The following is a 14,921-nucleotide window of genomic DNA, read 5'->3' as shown; positions in this document are numbered from 1 at the left end:
GCCCGTGCTGGCGGGAGAAACCCACTCGCGGCGGGAGTCATAATTCCCTCCGCGAGTCGCTGACTCCCACCGCAGCAGTCAGCGCAGTGTGTCGAGCGCCTCAATCACGCGAGCCGGGTCGGTCTCGGGGTTGACGAAGGCGAGCCGCAGCACGGTGCGGCCGTGCCAGGTGGTCGGGACGCAGAAGATCGTGCCTGAGGTGGACATCCGGTGCGACCATTCCGCATACTGCTCGTCGCTCCAGCCCACGCGCTCGAACAGGATCACGGTCAGCTCGGGCTCCGCAACGAGGTTCAGGTACTCAGCCGCGCGGATGGCCTCGGTCACCGCGCGCGCCGTGGCGAGTGACCTCTCCACGGCCGCGGTGTATCGGTCGGTGCCGTGCGTCGCGAGGCTGAACCAGAGGGGGAGCCCGCGGGCGCGCCGGGAGAGGTGCAGGGCGAGTTCGCTCGGGTTCCACGACTCACGGTCGACGTGATCGAGGTAGCTCGCGTGCTGGGAATGGGTCGCGCGGGCGAGCTCAGGCTGCCGGTAGACGAGCGCGCAACAGTCGTAGGGCGCGAACAGCCACTTGTGTGGGTCGACGATGAAGCTGTCCGCCCGCTCGATGCCCGCGTAGAGGTGACGGACCGACGGGGCGGTGAGGCCGGCGCCGCCGTACGCGCCGTCGACGTGCAGCCAGACGCCGTATTCCTCGCAGACGTCCGCGATATCCGCGAGGTCGTCGATGAGGCCCTCGTTGGTGGTGCCCGCCGAGGCGACGACGGCGAAGACATCCGGATGCTCCGCCAGCACCGCGCGCAGCGCAGCGCCCGTGAGGTGGTCACGTTCGTCCCGCGGCGCCGTGACGATGTCCACGTCGAGAGCTCGCGCCGCGCTGTGGATCGAGGAGTGCGCCGTCGTGGTGCAGGCGAGCTGCCACCCGCCGGCCGGCCGGCCGCCGCGCTTGGCCTTGGCGGTCTCACGGGCGGTCATCAGCGCGGAGTGGTTGCCCGAGGTACCGCCGGAGACGAAGGTGCCACCGGAAGTACTCGGCCATCCCAGCATCCCCGTGATCCAGGCGAGTGCCTCGTTCTCCGCGTAGATCGCGCCGGCGCCGGCTTCCCACAGGCCGCCGAAGATGTTGGCCGAGCTCGTGACGAGGTCGAAGGCGATGGCTGCCCGTGTTGGGGCAGCGGCGATGTAGGCGAGGTTCATGGGGTCGTCCTGCGAGCGCGTCGCTGGCTCGAGCACGCGGTCGAAGATGGCCAGTGCCGCCTCGCCACCGATGCCCTCCGCGGTGATCGAGGGGCCGGCATCCGCCGCCAACTCCGATGACGGTCTGGCCGTCGACATCGGGTCGGTGTGTCGCACGACGCGACGGGCGGCCCAGTCGAGCGCGTGTTCGACAACTCGTGATTCGTCGCCCCAAAAGGAGTGGGTGGCGGCGGAGTGGGCGGAAGACTCGTTCATGCCCTAACGTTCTCATCCGCGGCCGCCCACTGCAAGCTCTCCCGCCCGCGCCCGTAAATAGGTACTTTTCCCGATGAGCGGCCACCACCTTAGAGAGCACTCTCGATGGTGGGAAAGGGCGAAAGGGCCGATCATGCAGATTTCAGAGTATTCATTCGCGTGGCTCAACCGCGATCGCGAGAAGCGGCTCACGCAGGAGCTGGAATGGAGGAGGCGCGCGCTCGAGCGAGCTCCCGAAGCCGAGCCGCGGAGCCGCGCGAGGTGGTTCCGTGGACATCGCGCGGCTACCCCCGCGGCTTCTCCTTCAGCGCGAAACGTCGTACAACCGCGGCAGGTCGCTCTTCGCCAGGCCGAGCCTGCAGGATGTGGGGGGCAGGTGGCACGATGAAAGCATGAGGCCAGCCGCAGTCAGCCCGCTCATCATCGGGCGGGAAACCGAGTTGGCGATGCTGCGCGAAGCCGTGCAGGAATCCGTCAGTGGCAGCACGAGAACCGTTGTTCTGAGTGGTGAAGCCGGCATCGGCAAGTCGCGCGTCATCCAGGAATTCCTCGCGGACCTTCCCTCGGGCGTGATTGCGCTCCGAGGGCAGTCGGTTGACCTCGACCGTGACGCGCCGCCCTACGCGCCGATCGTCGAGCCGTTGCGCGAGCTCGTCCGCGAATTCGGGGAGCAGGTGGTGCGAGAGGCCGCCGGGCCCGCCCATGATGCCCTGGGAGTGCTCCTCCCCGAGCTCGCAACTCCGTCCGCGTCCGTCAGCGGGAACAGCGTCGACCTGCTGTTCGACGCGGTGGCGTCTGTGCTCGAGAACATTGCTGCCGATCATCCACTCGTCGTCGCCATCGAAGACCTGCACTGGGCTGACCCGGCGGCGGTCGGTCTGCTGCGATTCCTCGTGCGGGTGCTCGAGCGCGCCCGGATCCTCTTTGTCCTGACCTTCCGATCCGATGAGTTGCGCAGCGGCCGTGCGCTGCACGGGTGGTTGCCCGAACTGGATCGCAGTCGCCGGGTCGAGCGGCGGGAACTGACCCGCCTCGGGCGCAGGCAGCTGCGGCAGCTCGTCGCTGCGCTCGGTGGGGCGAGCCCGAGTTCGAGCGAGCTCGCGGTCATCGTGCAGCGCACCGGCGGCGTCCCGTTCTTCGTCGAGGAAATCGTCGGTCTCGGGTGCTACGACGAGCAGGATCTGGTGCCGACGAACCTGCGCGACATCCTGCTCGCTCGGTACGAGACCCTGAGCGACGACACCAGGTGCATGCTGCGCCTCCTCGCGGCAGGCGGCAATCACGTCGAGCACGCGCTGTTGACCACGGTGTCTGCGAGTTCCGCTGACGAGATCGATGAGGCTGCACGTGAAGCCGTTGAAGCGAGCGTGCTCGTTGTCGACGGCACGAGCTACGGGTTTCGGCACGCTCTCGTGCGGGAGGCCATCCACGAGCAGCTGCTGCCGGGAGAGCGGGTGCGTTTCCACTCCGCGTACGCGCTCGCTCTCGAGGGCGCGACGACCATTGGAGAGCCGGATGCGAGCGAGATCTCGTATCACTGGATGGCCGCCCACGACCTGCCACGCGCCTTCGCGGCCTCGCTGAAGGCGATGGCACAGGCTCGAAGCGCCTTCGCCTTCGTGACGGCCGCACGGATGGGAGAGCGCGCGATCGAGCTGTGGGGGATGGTTCCCGACGCCGAAGCGATCGCCGGCATCAGCAGGGTCGAACTCCTTTCGCGCACCGCATACATCCTGCGCAACACCGGCGAAAGCGAGCGCGCGCTCGCTCTCATCGACATCGCGCTGGCCGAGTCCAGCCCGATGGACTCGGCGCTCTACGCTCTCATGCTGCGCAATAAGGCGTCGTTCCTCGCCAATGTCGGGAAGGAGGGTTCCATCGAGCTCCTCGGGCAGGCGCTCGAGGTGTTGCACGGTGGCGAACCGAGCGTGCTCAGGGCGAATGTGCTGGGCGAGCTCGCCAGCCGCTACATGCTGGCCGCACAGTTCGACCGTGCGATCGAGCTGGCCGACGAGGCCTTCACCGAGGCGCAGAAGGTCGACTCGAAGGATCGGATGTCCGTGGCCGCGAACATCCGCGGAATATCGCGGGTATCGTCGGGCCTCGTCGAACGTGGGCTGGCCGACCTCGAACTCGCGGGAGAGCTTGCCGACGGCAACGACTCTGCGCGATTGCGCTTCTGGGTCAATAAGTCGGATGCCATGCAGTTGCTCGGGCGCTTCGGCGACGCGGTGACACTCGCCGAGACCGGGCTCGAACGGGCGAGGCAGCGCGGTGTCGAGCGCACCTCGGGCGTGATGCTCATGTCCAACGTGATCGAACCGCTCTTTGCGCTCGGAGACGTTCAGCGCGCGACAGAACTGCTCGACCGGGCGATGGAACTGGACTCTCCAATCGGATTCAACATCCATCTGCAGCGGCTCACACTGCTCACGACGCTATGGGGTGGTGACCCCTCCCTCGCCTCTCGACTGCTCGAGGGCTGGCGCGCTGGCCTGCGCCTCCAGATGTGTATCGACACGCAATCGAGGCTCGGCATCGCTCGGGTCGCCGCGGAGATCGCGCTTGAACGGGGTGATGCGCTCGTTGCCTGGAGCGAGGCACGGGTTGTGCTTCATCCCGACCACCGGGTCTACCCGCCGTACGATCTGCCGCTGCTCGTGGTGGCCGCTCGTTCCCTTGCGGAGCTCAAGCGCGCCGGCGAAGTGCCATCGGACGAGTACGACGCTGCGATGACGTACCCGGATGCCGAGGCGGCGCTGCGGCGGGTGCTCGCGTTGTCGGCCTCGTGGCCGACCGCTCCTGCCTACCTCGCCCTGTTCGAGGCCGAGCTGGGCGGCGAGGAGCACGATGGTGCTGACCCGACGCTGTGGGGCAGGGCCGTGGAGGCGACGAGGGTTCCGACGATTCCGGTGCAGTGGCTGCCGTACGCGCAGTTTCGGCACGCGACAGCGCTGATGGCGCGCGGAGACCGGGTCGCGGCGCAGGAGAGCGCGGGGGCCGCGAGGTCCCGTGCGGCAGAGGTCGGCGCGCAGCTCATCGTGAATCGAACGGCGGAATTCGAGGACCGCGCCGGACTCACGGCGGCGGGCAGACATCCGGCGAACGGTGGGCAACAGCTCACCGAGCGAGAGCAGCAGGTGCTCGCGCTGATCGTCGAGGGGCTCAGCAATCGGCAGATCGCCGACCGGCTCTTCATCAGCGTGAAGACCGCGAGCGTTCATGTCTCGGCGATCCTGCGGAAGACCGGTGCGGCGTCCCGCACCGAGGCAGCGTTCATCGCCTCGCGCTGTCGACCACCGGCTCCGTGAGCGTCAGGGCGTCGCGCCGGTCGCGACCTCGCGCGACGGGTCGTTCGCCCACTGCGACCAGGATCCGGCGAAGAGTGCGGCGGGGATGCCCGCGAGCTCCAGCGCGAGAACCTGGTGGGCCGCGGTGATGCCGGAGCCGCAGTAGACGGCGGCCTCGGTGGAATCGTTCAGCCCGAGTGCACCGAAGCGCGCCAGAAGCCGTTCGGCCGGGAAGAAGGCGCCGGACTCGTCGGCATTCTCCGTGGTCGGCGCGTTCACGGCGCCGGGGATGTGCCCGGCTTTCGGATCGATCGGCTCGACCTCGCCGCGATACCGCTCGCCGGCCCGTGCGTCGAGCAGGATGCCGTGGCCGGCAAACCCGGCGGCCTCGTCGATGTCGATGGTCGGCATCGCACCCCACCGCACGGTCACGTCGCCGGGCGCCGCGGCGCGCACGTTGCCGGCGCTCTGCTCCTGCTTCGCGCGGGCCCAGGCGTCGAGCCCGCCGTTGAGCACGCGTACATCGCCCACTCCGGCGTTCCGGAGCATCCACCACAGCCTCGCGGCACCGAAGCTCTCCGCCTGGTCGTAGACGACGATCGTGCTCTCGGTGGTGACGCCGAGCGTGCGCAGGGTTCGCTGGAAGTCGTCCGGGTCGGGGAGCGGATGCCTGCCGCGCGCCGGCGACGGAGCCGCGGCGAGGTCGCGGTCGAGATCGACGTAGCGCGCTCCGGGGATGTGGCCGGCGAGGTAGCGCTCGCGGCCATCCGTTCGTCCGAGGCTCCACCGCACGTCGAGCAGCACGAGCGTCGGGTCATCGATGGCCGAGGCGAGTTCGTCGACCGAGATCAGGGGACTGGTGTCTGGTGCCATGGTTCAATTCTCCTCGTCGGCGGGTGCGCCCGTGAGCTCGAGCCGCACCTGGTCGGCGTCCAATACCGAGAGCGCGGCGTTCAGGGAGCTCGCGCTGAAGGTTCCGTCGTCGCGGGCGCGCAGGAGGGCTGCGCGCTGCGAGGCGATCTCGGCGAGGCGCAGCCGCTTGCTCTCCGCTGCGGGCCACCTCGTGTCGCCTGGGTCGCTGTGATCGGCTCGTGCGGCTGCCGCTCGTGCCTCGTCAGCCCGCGCCTCGTCCGCCGCGGCATCCAGCAGGGCCATGAGGCGCACCCGCTCGACACCCTCGGCGGCGGGGTCAACGGTCGCGGGCTTCACCCAGGAGAACACCCGCGCGAGCGTGCCGCCCTGCAGGAGGAGGGAGCCGCCTGCGACCAGGAAGGCGATGAACACGAGCACGGAACGAAGGTGGGTGTCTGGCAGGGTCTGGGCGGCGGCGAGAGTGATGGCCCCGCGCATCCCCGCCCACACGACAATCGAGCCCTCGCGCCAGCCGAGCGGCTGTGAGGCGAAGTATTCGATGTCCGCGAGCATCCGGCGCAGCGTTCCGCTGAAGCGGTCGATCCTGGCCTGGGGTGCCGGACCGCGGCGCCGGGAGAACCCCGTGTCCGGATTCTCGAGCTGCTCCTTGATCTGGGCGAGCCGCGGCTTTCGTCTGGCCTTACGGTTGGCGTTGCGCTGGAGCCCGGACAACAGGAGTGTGACGTAGACGGTGCGCACGACGATCGTGAGCACGAGTGCCGCCGCAGCGATGGCTATGGAGAAGTCGATTCCGCCGTGATCGGCCTGCACGTCGCCGACGATCGCGGTGAGTTCGAGGCCCATGGTGAGGAAGATCGCGCCCTCGAGGATGAGTTCGATGGTCTTCCAGTTCTGCGAATCCGAGAGCCGATGCTGGGGAGACAGCACGCGGATGGCCCCGCGCCCGGTGACGAGCCCGGCGACGACGGCCGCGACGAGACCGGAGGCGTGCAGCATCTCGGCCGGGATCGACGCGAGGAACGGCACGGTGAAGGAGATCACGGTGTTGACCGTCGCGTCCTTCACGCGCGCCCGCACGAGGAGGTTGAGCTTGCCGATGATGAGGCCGATCACCACAGCAACGACCACAGCGTAGGCGAAGTTGCCCACGACGCTCCACAGCGAGACGGATGCCGCCGTCCCCGCGATCGCGGCCCGCAGGAGCACGAGGGCCGTTGCGTCGTTCAGCAGGCTCTCGCCCTCGAGCATGGCGATGATCCTGGGTGGTGCTCCGAGGCGTTTGACGATCGAGGTGGCCACCGCATCCGTCGGGCTCACGATGGCGCCGAGGGCGATGCCCCAGGGGAGGCTGAGGCCCGGAATGATCCAGGAAAAGAACAGTCCGAGGATGATCGAGCTCAGCACGACGAGCGCGACAGAGAGCCCCGCGATCGCCGTGAACTCGCGGCGGAAGTCCATACCGGGCATTGAGACGGATGCCGAATACAGCAGCGGAGGAAGCACGCCGGCCAGAATCCACTCCGGCTCGATCACCACGGCCGGGACGAATGGCAGCAGGCTCACGCCGATCCCCAGCGCCACGAGCAGCAGCGGGGTGGCTACGCCCCAGCGTGCCCCGAGGGTCGTCGCACCCGCGATCGCGAGCAGTCCGAGCACGGCGATGATGAGAAACTCCATGGCACCTCCTGGGTAGCCACGGTATCGCGCCGGTGTCCCGGTCCAGCGCGTACCCGCGGCTGTGCACCCGTATTTGTCCCAAATGAAGGAGATGGCGGCTGCTGACGCCTGAAATGACGGATGCGGCGGCCACAGTTGGTGGCTTTGCCTTCATTTGGGACAGGACGGGCATTGAGGAGAAGGCAGGCAGTGGGGGATCGCCGCCGTCACTCTTCGGGGATCGCCCTCCCGAACGCTTCGAGGGTCATGGCCTCGGGTTCTGGACCACCCCGGTGGCCGGTGTCCAGGGCCTCGATCGCAGCCAGTTCATCGCCGGACAGCTCGAAGTCGAAGACGTCGATGTTCTCGGCGATGCGTGTCGGCTTCGTGGACTTCGGGATGACGGAGCGGCCCTCCTGGAGGTGCCAGCGGAGCATGACCTGCGCGGGCGACTTCCCGTGCGCCTTCGCGATCTCGCCGATGGTGGCGTCTTCGAGAGTGTTGCCGTGGCCGCTGTCGCGGTAGAACGTGATGCCTCCGATCGGAGACCACGCCTGCGTGAGAATACCGAGCCCCGCATTGGCAGCCTGCACGGCCGACTGCTGGAAATAGGGGTGGAGTTCGATCTGGTTGAGAGCGGGTGTGACGGAGGCGGTGTCCATGAGCCGGTTCAGGTGTTCGACCATGAAGTTGCTCACGCCGATCGAGCGAACCCTGCCGTCGGCGAGGAGTCTCTCAAGCGCGCGGTATGCGCCGAGGGTCTTGTCGAAGTCGCTGGGGAGTGCCTGATGCAGGATCAGGAGATCGATCTGCTCGATTCCGAGCTTGCGCGAGCTCTTCTCGAAGGCGTGCAGTGTCTCGTCGTAGCCGTAATCGCTGATCCAGACCTTCGTCTCGACGAATACCGCGGCCCGATCTATACCGGACGCGGCGATCGCCTCGCCCACCTGGCGTTCGTTTCCATAGGCGGCGGCGGTGTCGATGTGGCGGTAGCCCGCCTCGAGTGCGGTGGCCACGGCATCCCGGGTCTCGTCTGGCGGGGTCTGGAAGACTCCGAACCCGAGCTGCGGGATGGTGACGCCGTTGTTGAGGGTGAACGTGTCCATCTGTCTCTTCTTCCTTCTCAGTATCGACGAGCGGCCGACGTGGTTGGGGCGCGCGTTCCATCCAGCGCGGGTCACCGCGCGGCGTTGTCCCGGTGGCTGTCCTCGATCGCCATCGGAGCGCCCGGCTGTGCGGTGTCGATCGTCGCAGCCCAGCTCGCGAGCAGGCGGAGCCCGTCCGCGGACGGCGAGTTGGGCTCGGCGGTATAAGCGAGGAACGTGAGGCCCGGGTCAGAGCTCAGTTCGAGCGCTTCATAGGTGAGGTCGAGCTCGCCGACCTCGGGGTGTCTCAGTCTCTTGATCCCCGTCCGGTGGAATCGCACGTTGTGTGCGGCCCAGCGGGTGCGGAATGTCTCGCTACGGGTGGAGAGCTCTCCGATGAGGTCGGAAAGGTCACGATCGTACGGGTTCACTCCGGCTTCGGAGCGGAGCATCGCGACGATGTCATCCGCGGCTCGCTCCCAGTCCACGAAAAAGCTCTTGGATCGCTCGTTCAGAAAGATGAAGCGGGCGCTGTTCGCCGGCCGAACCGGGTCGAGGAACATGTCGCTGTAGAGCGCATAGCCGAGACGGTTGCCGGCGAGGAAGTCGTGGCGGGCATTTCGCACCCATGCGGGTGCCTCGGTCACGGCGTCGAGCATCCGCTGGATGCTCGGGCGAACGCCGTGCGGGCTCGACCGGCGGCGCTTCGCCGGCGAGGAGTTCGACGCGCGAGCCAGGTCGAAGAGGTGAGACGTCTCTGCTTCATCGAGTCGCAGGGCACGTGCGACGGATCCGAGCACGGCTTCGGAGACGCCGTGGAGATTCCCCCGCTCAAGCCGGTTGTAGTAGTCCACGCTCACTCCGGCCAGCATCGCGACCTCCTCGCGGCGCAGCCCGGGCACTCGGCGGTTGCCGCCGTATGCGGGGAGCCCTGCCTGTTCCGGGGTGATTCGCGCGCGCCTGGAGGAGAGGAACTCCTTGACGTCCTCCTGATTGGTCATAGTCACGACGTTAGGCCGGTGTGCCCCACTTCGGGAGGTATTGCCATTACCTGTAATGCCAGACACTCCCGCGGCGGATGAATGAGCGGTGAACTTGAGTGCATGAGAGCGAGAACGCTTCACGCTTCACCGCGGCGCACTTTCATCCTTGTTCTCATCCGATTCTTTAAGGAGCGAAAGAATGCACACACGAACACTCGGACAGGGACTCGAAGTCTCAGCAATCGGCCTCGGAGCGATGGGGATGTCGCAGAGTTACGGCCCGAACCCGGGTGACCGCGACGAGATGATCCGCGTGCTCCGCAGCGCACTCGACAGCGGCGTCACCTTCTTCGACACCGCCGAGGTGTACGGACCGTTCGTCAACGAGGAACTGGTCGGCGAGGCACTCGAGCACGTGAGGGACCAGGTCGTCATCGCGACGAAGTTCGGGTGGAAGATCGAGAACGGCAAGTCGGTCGGACTCGACAGCCGGCCCGAACGCATCCGGAAAGTTGCAGACGAGTCCCTCCGTCGTTTGCGCACAGACACGATCGACCTGTTCTACCAGCATCGCGTCGATCCCGAGGTGCCGATCGAGGACGTCGCCGGAGCGGTCGGCGAACTCGTCAAGGAGGGCAAGGTCCGCCACTTCGGACTGTCCGAGGCTGCGGCAGGAACGATCCGCGCCGCGCACGCGGTCTTCCCGGTGACCGCGCTGCAAAGCGAGTACTCGCTCTGGACCCGGGATCCGGAGGGAGAGGTGCTCGCCACGCTGGCCGAGCTCGGTATCGGGCTCGTGCCGTTCAGTCCGCTCGGCAAGGGATTCCTCACGGGCACGGTCGACGCGGCGACAGGTTTCGCGGCGGGAGACGTTCGCGCGACGATCCCTCGATTCTCCAGCGACAATCGCAAGGCGAATCACGCGATAGTCGACCGTGTTGCCGCGATCGCAACCGCGCACCACGCGACTCCCGGGCAGGTCGCCCTCGCATGGCTGCTGGCTCAACACCCGTGGGTTGTGCCCATACCCGGCACACGGCGCACGTCGCGGATCGAAGAGAACGCCGGGGCGACGGGAGTCGGACTCTCTTCCGATGAGGTTGCGGGCCTCGACTCCCTCACCGAGCTCGTCGGAGTTCACGGCGATCGATACAACGAAACACAGATGGGTTTCATCGACCGCTGATCAGGGCGATCGCCGCCGAAACAGCACAAGTTGCGGTGGGCCCCGCGGGGCTCGAACCCGCGACCCGCGGATTAAAAGTCCGATGCTCTACCAACTGAGCTAGAGGCCCGCGTCGTTAAATCTAGCGTGCTTCACGCCGCGCAGAGAACTCGAAGCGGCGGCGAAATGCGCGCGGCCGCAGTGAAATGGGCCCGGGGAATGCGAGTGCGTTCCACCGGGCCCGGGCAGACCGCGGATATCAGACCCGACGGCCGGAGATCAACCGTATCAGCCAGACGATGATGGCGATGGCGGCGAGCACCAGAGCGACCCACAGCAGCCAGTTGAGTGCCTGGACGAGTCCTCCGGTGATGGCGAGAACGATGGCAACGATGATGACGATGACAAGCAAGATGTTCATTGTTTTCTCCTTTGTGAGGATGTTGCGTCCCTCAGAGTAGCGGAATATGACCCCCATACGGGGGTACATCAGCATTCGCTCAGGTTTCATTCAGCTTGACGATTCGGTCGCTCGCGGCTCCGGCAATGCGCTCGGCCGAGGTGGGACGCTGTGCACGTCGCATAGGCTTGACCGGATGTCAGAGCAGTTTCACAAGCCCACAAAATTCTCCGGTTCCAAGTTCGAGAGCCTCGAGGGTGGGGCGGACCCTGCGCAGACCAGCCGTGTCGCGCACGACACCGCGCGGGCCCTGCTGAGCCGCGTTCGCAGCAGCGGCGACCCGGAGGTGGTCGACCGCCTCGTCACCTTCGCCGACGAGCACGGAATCGACGCGATCGCCGAGCTGTGGGCGCAGTCGAGCCCGCGCAGCCTGCCCGGTGCGCTCTGGCGTATCTACCTGCTGCGCACGCTCATCCGGCAGGACGCGGAGACCATCAGCTTCCTGTTCCAGCGCGGAACCGAGGTGGCGACGACGATCGATCCCGTCATCGCCGGGGCCACCACGCCCACCGGGCCGGCGGAGATCGTGGTGCTGGCCGACCAGATCCTGCGTGGCCTCTTCGACGGCGATTTCGCCGTTGCGCTTGACCGGGCGGCCGCGTTCTGCCGTCTGCTGTCGGCCGGGAGCACGAGTCTCGCGGATGACCTCGAGCTCACCTTTCCCGACCGCGCGACCGAGCTCACGACGAGGGCGCTGCGGCTGTCGCAGACCGCGACCGAGTTCGCGAGCTGCGCGAGGCTGTGGCGATCCGACTCGCTCGAGTGAGCCCGCGCGACATCCGATCTCCGGGCTGTCGCTCTCGGCTGCGGTATTCGGATGAGCCGTCTACAATGGTTCGCGGCCCTCGGGCCAATTGTCGGGCCGCAGTAACCCCGGGCTCCATTATTCGCCGCTTCGAGCGGCCTCTCGCCGAGAGGCGTTCTGCGGTCCGGCACTCTCCCATCTTGGTCGAGTAGGCCGTTCGCGGCCGTATCGAGACCGGGACCCAGCGCGCTCGATCGGCATAACGATCAACCGAACTTGCCGGAGACGTAGTCTTCCGTCGCCTGCACACTCGGGTTCGAGAACATCGTGGTCGTGTCGTCGTACTCGATGAGCTTGCCCGGCTTGCCTGTTCCGGCGATGTTGAAGAACGCCGTGCGGTCGGAGACCCGGGATGCCTGCTGCATGTTGTGGGTCACGATCACGATCGTGTACTCCTGCTTGAGCTCCTCGATGAGGTCCTCGATGGCGAGCGTGGAGATCGGGTCGAGGGCGGAGCACGGCTCGTCCATGAGCACCACGTCCGGCTGCACGGCGATCGCGCGGGCGATGCACAGGCGCTGCTGCTGGCCGCCGGAGAGCCCGGAGCCGGGCAGCGCGAGCCGGTCCTTGACCTCGTTCCAGAGGTTCGCACCCTTCAGCGCGCTCTCGACCAGGTCGTCGGAGTCCGACTTCGACATCCGCCTGTTGTTGAGCTTGACCCCGGCGAGCACGTTGTCGCGGATCGACATGGTGGGGAACGGGTTCGGTCGCTGGAACACCATGCCCACCTGGCGCCGAACGAGCACCGGATCCACGCCCGGTCCATAGAGGTTGTTACCGTCGATGAGCACCTCGCCCTCGACCCGCGCGCCCGGAATCACCTCGTGCATGCGGTTGAGCGTGCGCAGGAAGGTGGACTTGCCGCATCCGCTCGGGCCGATGAAGGCCGTCACAGTACGCGGCTCAATGGTCAGCGACACGTCTTCGACGGCCTTGAACTTGCCGTAGTAGACGTTGAGGTCGTGTACTTCGATGCGCTTTGACATGGGGTCCTATCGGCGGAGTCTATTATCGGCTGAGTCTGGGGGAGAAGATACGCGCGACGAGCCTGGCGATCAGGTTGAGCGCCATCACGATGAGGATGAGCGTGAGCGCGGAGGCCCAGGCGCGATTGAGGGAGTCCGAGGCATTCGGCGTCTGCATCGCATACTCGAGGTATGCGAAGACCGGGAGGGTCATCATCCGGTCGCCGAACAGGTCGTAGTTCATGCTCGCGGTGTATCCGGCCACGATGAGCAGCGGCGCCGTCTCGCCGATCACGCGGGCGATCGCGAGCGTGACGCCCGTGGTGATTCCGGCGATGGATGTGGGGATGACGATCTTGAGGATCGTGAGCCACTTCGGCACCCCGAGCGCGTATGAGGCCTCCCGCAGCTCGTTCGGCACGAGCTTGATCATCTCTTCGGAGGACCGCACCACGACCGGGATCATCAGCACAGACAGTGCCACGGAGCCGCCGAAGCCAGATCGGTAGCCGGGGTCGCCGAACACCAGCGCGAGCAGCGCGAAGGCGAACAGGCCGGCGACGATCGAGGGAATCCCCGTCATGACGTCCACGAGGAAGGTGATCGTCTTCGAAAGCGCACCCTTGCCGTACTCCACGAGGTAGATCGCGGTGAACAGTCCGATCGGCACCGAGATGAGGGTCGCGAACGCGGTCACCTCGATCGTTCCGACGATGGCGTGCAGTGCGCCACCGCCCGGCCCGAGGATGTTGCGCATCGACTGAGTGAAGAACGACGGCTCGAGCATCCGCGGCAGGCCCTTGAGCGCCACGGTGTAGACCAGCGAGACGAGCGGCAGCACCGCGATGATGAATGCCGTCGCGACAAGCGAGGTGATCAGCCGGTCCTTGGCCTTGCGGCTGCCCTCGACGAGAAACGAGACGACATAGATCAGGATGTCGAACAACACCGTTCCGAGGAATAGTGCGCCGATGAGGTTGAACTCTGTGGTTCCCCCGCCGAGCTGCACGAGCACGAAGACGACGCAGAGCAGAGCCCAGCTCCCGAGGAGCAGCGCCCAGGTGGTACCCCTCGGCAGCCTGCCCGCGGTGAGCGAGTTGGCGATCGGACCGGTGCGGCCCGTGGTGGTCGCAGTGGTGGTGGCGGTCATCAGTTCGCTCCGGAGAAGGCTTTGCGGCGGTTGACCACGTAACGGGCGATGGCGTTGACGATGAAGGTGATCACAAACAGCACGAGGCCGGACGCGATGAGCGTGTTGACCCCGAGGCCGGAGGCTTCGGCGAACTGCAGCGCGATGTTCGCGGCGATCGTGTTCGGGTTCTGCGCTGTAAGAACAAAGAAGGAGACGACCGCGGCGGGGGAGAGCACCATCGCGACGGCCATGGTCTCGCCGAGAGCGCGACCGAGGCCGAGCATCGCGGCGGAGATGATGCCGGCGCGTCCGAAGGGGAGCACGGCCATCCGGATCATCTCCCAGCGGGTGGCGCCGAGCGCGAGCGCCGCCTCCTCGTGCAGGAGCGGCGTCTGCAGGAAGATCTCGCGGCAGACGGCGGTCATGATCGGCAGCACCATCACGGCGAGCACGATTGCGGCGGTGAGAATCGTTCTGCCGGTGCCGGAGACGTCCCCGCCGAAGAGCGGGAACCATCCGACGTTCGTGTTCAGCCAGGCGTAGAAGGGCTGCGCGGCCGGAGCAAGCACCTGGATGCCCCAGAGACCGAACACCACGGACGGCACCGCCGCGAGCAGGTCGACGATGTAGCCGAGAAGCTGGGCGATTCTGCGCGGTGCGTAGTGCGAGATGAAGAGCGCGACACCGATGGAGATCGGGGTGGCGATGACGAGGGCGATGGCGGATGCCCACACCGTGCCGAACACGAGGGGCCAGACATAGGCCCAGAAGTTGGGCGCGCTGTTCGGGAGGGTACCGGGTTTCGCGACGAGGGCGGGAAGGCTCTGCACGATGAGGAAGATCGCGACCGCGGCCAACACCGCGAGGATGATCGATCCCGCGATGACGGTGCTGGAGGAGAATACCCGGTCTCCCAACCGGCGCTTGGCCCTGATCTCACCCGGTGCTGTGGTCATCCCTGGCTCTCTGTCGTGTGGACTGTCTGTGCTGTGCTGTGCTGTGCTGTGCTGTGCTGTGCCTGTCGTGTGGAACCCGGTTCGGGCTGCGCCGGTGTC

At 66.8% G+C, this 14,921-nt stretch carries 12 protein-coding genes and 1 tRNA gene; 3 read left to right on the top strand and 10 right to left on the bottom strand.

The genetic code is table 11. The features are described from left to right. Window positions 1-78: 78 nt before the first annotated feature. Window positions 79-1,452, bottom strand: coding sequence for a pyridoxal phosphate-dependent decarboxylase family protein (locus tag ABUA28_RS02380; RefSeq protein WP_349902333.1), 1,374 nt, complete (start codon window positions 1,450-1,452; stop codon window positions 79-81). 392 nt (window positions 1,453-1,844) lie between these two features. Between ABUA28_RS02380 and ABUA28_RS02375 the strand changes: the two genes are divergently transcribed. After that, on the top strand, window positions 1,845-4,763 hold the full coding sequence (locus tag ABUA28_RS02375) for a helix-turn-helix transcriptional regulator (RefSeq protein WP_349902332.1): 2,919 nt from the start codon (window positions 1,845-1,847) through the stop codon (window positions 4,761-4,763). A 3-nt stretch (window positions 4,764-4,766) separates the two neighbouring features. Here ABUA28_RS02375 and ABUA28_RS02370 read toward each other — a convergent pair whose 3' ends face one another. From ABUA28_RS02370 to ABUA28_RS02355, 4 genes are all read right to left on the bottom strand, one after another. Then, window positions 4,767-5,615 carry a sulfurtransferase gene (locus tag ABUA28_RS02370; protein ID WP_349902331.1) on the bottom strand — a complete coding sequence of 283 codons (849 nt, stop codon included), beginning with the start codon at window positions 5,613-5,615 and terminating at the stop codon, window positions 4,767-4,769. A gap of 3 nt (window positions 5,616-5,618) precedes the next feature. Beyond that, window positions 5,619-7,292, bottom strand: a complete 1,674-nt coding sequence (locus ABUA28_RS02365) for a cation:proton antiporter (protein WP_349902330.1) — start codon at window positions 7,290-7,292, stop codon at window positions 5,619-5,621. A gap of 206 nt (window positions 7,293-7,498) precedes the next feature. Then, the gene (locus tag ABUA28_RS02360) at window positions 7,499-8,377 is read right to left on the bottom strand and encodes an aldo/keto reductase (RefSeq protein ID WP_349902329.1); all 879 of its coding nucleotides are present in this window, start codon (window positions 8,375-8,377) and stop codon (window positions 7,499-7,501) included. A gap of 71 nt (window positions 8,378-8,448) precedes the next feature. Continuing rightward, on the bottom strand, window positions 8,449-9,357 hold the full coding sequence (locus ABUA28_RS02355) for a helix-turn-helix transcriptional regulator (RefSeq protein WP_349902328.1): 909 nt from the start codon (window positions 9,355-9,357) through the stop codon (window positions 8,449-8,451). Between the two features lie 181 nt (window positions 9,358-9,538). Between ABUA28_RS02355 and ABUA28_RS02350 the strand changes: the two genes are divergently transcribed. Continuing rightward, window positions 9,539-10,525, top strand: coding sequence for an aldo/keto reductase (locus tag ABUA28_RS02350; protein WP_349902327.1), 987 nt, complete (start codon window positions 9,539-9,541; stop codon window positions 10,523-10,525). 36 nt (window positions 10,526-10,561) lie between these two features. Here the strand turns inward: ABUA28_RS02350 and ABUA28_RS02345 are convergent. Together ABUA28_RS02345 and ABUA28_RS02340 are read right to left on the bottom strand one after the other, a co-directional pair. Beyond that, window positions 10,562-10,634, bottom strand: a tRNA-Lys gene (locus ABUA28_RS02345). A gap of 129 nt (window positions 10,635-10,763) precedes the next feature. After that, window positions 10,764-10,925 (bottom strand): hypothetical protein, encoded by a 162-nt coding sequence (locus tag ABUA28_RS02340; protein ID WP_349902326.1) that lies wholly within the window; start codon window positions 10,923-10,925, stop codon window positions 10,764-10,766. Window positions 10,926-11,100: 175 nt separating this feature from the next. Between ABUA28_RS02340 and ABUA28_RS02335 the strand changes: the two genes are divergently transcribed. Then, window positions 11,101-11,730, top strand: a complete 630-nt coding sequence (locus ABUA28_RS02335; protein WP_349902325.1) for a DNA-directed RNA polymerase subunit beta — start codon at window positions 11,101-11,103, stop codon at window positions 11,728-11,730. A gap of 245 nt (window positions 11,731-11,975) precedes the next feature. Here the strand turns inward: ABUA28_RS02335 and pstB are convergent, their stop codons facing one another. The 3 genes from pstB to pstC are packed head-to-tail and all read right to left on the bottom strand — an operon-like array spanning window position 11,976 to window position 14,822. Continuing rightward, on the bottom strand, window positions 11,976-12,755 hold the full coding sequence (gene pstB / locus ABUA28_RS02330) for a phosphate ABC transporter ATP-binding protein PstB (protein WP_349902324.1): 780 nt from the start codon (window positions 12,753-12,755) through the stop codon (window positions 11,976-11,978). 22 nt (window positions 12,756-12,777) lie between these two features. Beyond that, window positions 12,778-13,884: a phosphate ABC transporter permease PstA gene (gene pstA / locus ABUA28_RS02325; protein WP_349902323.1), complete on the bottom strand. Its 1,107-nt coding sequence runs from the start codon at window positions 13,882-13,884 to the stop codon at window positions 12,778-12,780. After that, entirely contained in the window at window positions 13,884-14,822 is a 939-nt protein-coding gene (gene pstC / locus ABUA28_RS02320) for a phosphate ABC transporter permease subunit PstC (protein WP_349902322.1), read from the bottom strand. Before pstC ends, pstA begins: the two co-directional genes overlap by 1 nt. Window positions 14,823-14,921: the final 99 nt, after the last annotated feature.

It is taken from the genome of Parafrigoribacterium humi, from assembly GCF_040227205.1.
Taxonomy (GTDB): Bacteria; Actinomycetota; Actinomycetes; order Actinomycetales; family Microbacteriaceae; genus Parafrigoribacterium_A; species Parafrigoribacterium_A humi.
Note: the sequence above shows the minus strand (reverse complement) of the source record. Positions and strands in the feature narration are given on the sequence as shown.

Bases quoted from the DNA above. Each gene is read 5' to 3' on its own strand.
- ABUA28_RS02380 (WP_349902333.1), bottom strand. From the start codon at position 1,452: ATGAACGAGTCTTCCGCCCACTCCGCCGCCACCCACTCCTTTTGGGGC.
- ABUA28_RS02375 (WP_349902332.1), top strand. From the start codon at position 1,845: ATGAGGCCAGCCGCAGTCAGCCCGCTCATCATCGGGCGGGAAACCGAG.
- ABUA28_RS02370 (WP_349902331.1), bottom strand. From the start codon at position 5,615: ATGGCACCAGACACCAGTCCCCTGATCTCGGTCGACGAACTCGCCTCG.
- ABUA28_RS02365 (WP_349902330.1), bottom strand. From the start codon at position 7,292: ATGGAGTTTCTCATCATCGCCGTGCTCGGACTGCTCGCGATCGCGGGT.
- ABUA28_RS02360 (WP_349902329.1), bottom strand. From the start codon at position 8,377: ATGGACACGTTCACCCTCAACAACGGCGTCACCATCCCGCAGCTCGGG.
- ABUA28_RS02355 (WP_349902328.1), bottom strand. From the start codon at position 9,357: ATGACCAATCAGGAGGACGTCAAGGAGTTCCTCTCCTCCAGGCGCGCG.
- ABUA28_RS02350 (WP_349902327.1), top strand. From the start codon at position 9,539: ATGCACACACGAACACTCGGACAGGGACTCGAAGTCTCAGCAATCGGC.
- ABUA28_RS02340 (WP_349902326.1), bottom strand. From the start codon at position 10,925: ATGAACATCTTGCTTGTCATCGTCATCATCGTTGCCATCGTTCTCGCC.
- ABUA28_RS02335 (WP_349902325.1), top strand. From the start codon at position 11,101: ATGTCAGAGCAGTTTCACAAGCCCACAAAATTCTCCGGTTCCAAGTTC.
- pstB (WP_349902324.1), bottom strand. From the start codon at position 12,755: ATGTCAAAGCGCATCGAAGTACACGACCTCAACGTCTACTACGGCAAG.
- pstA (WP_349902323.1), bottom strand. From the start codon at position 13,884: ATGACCGCCACCACCACTGCGACCACCACGGGCCGCACCGGTCCGATC.
- pstC (WP_349902322.1), bottom strand. From the start codon at position 14,822: ATGACCACAGCACCGGGTGAGATCAGGGCCAAGCGCCGGTTGGGAGAC.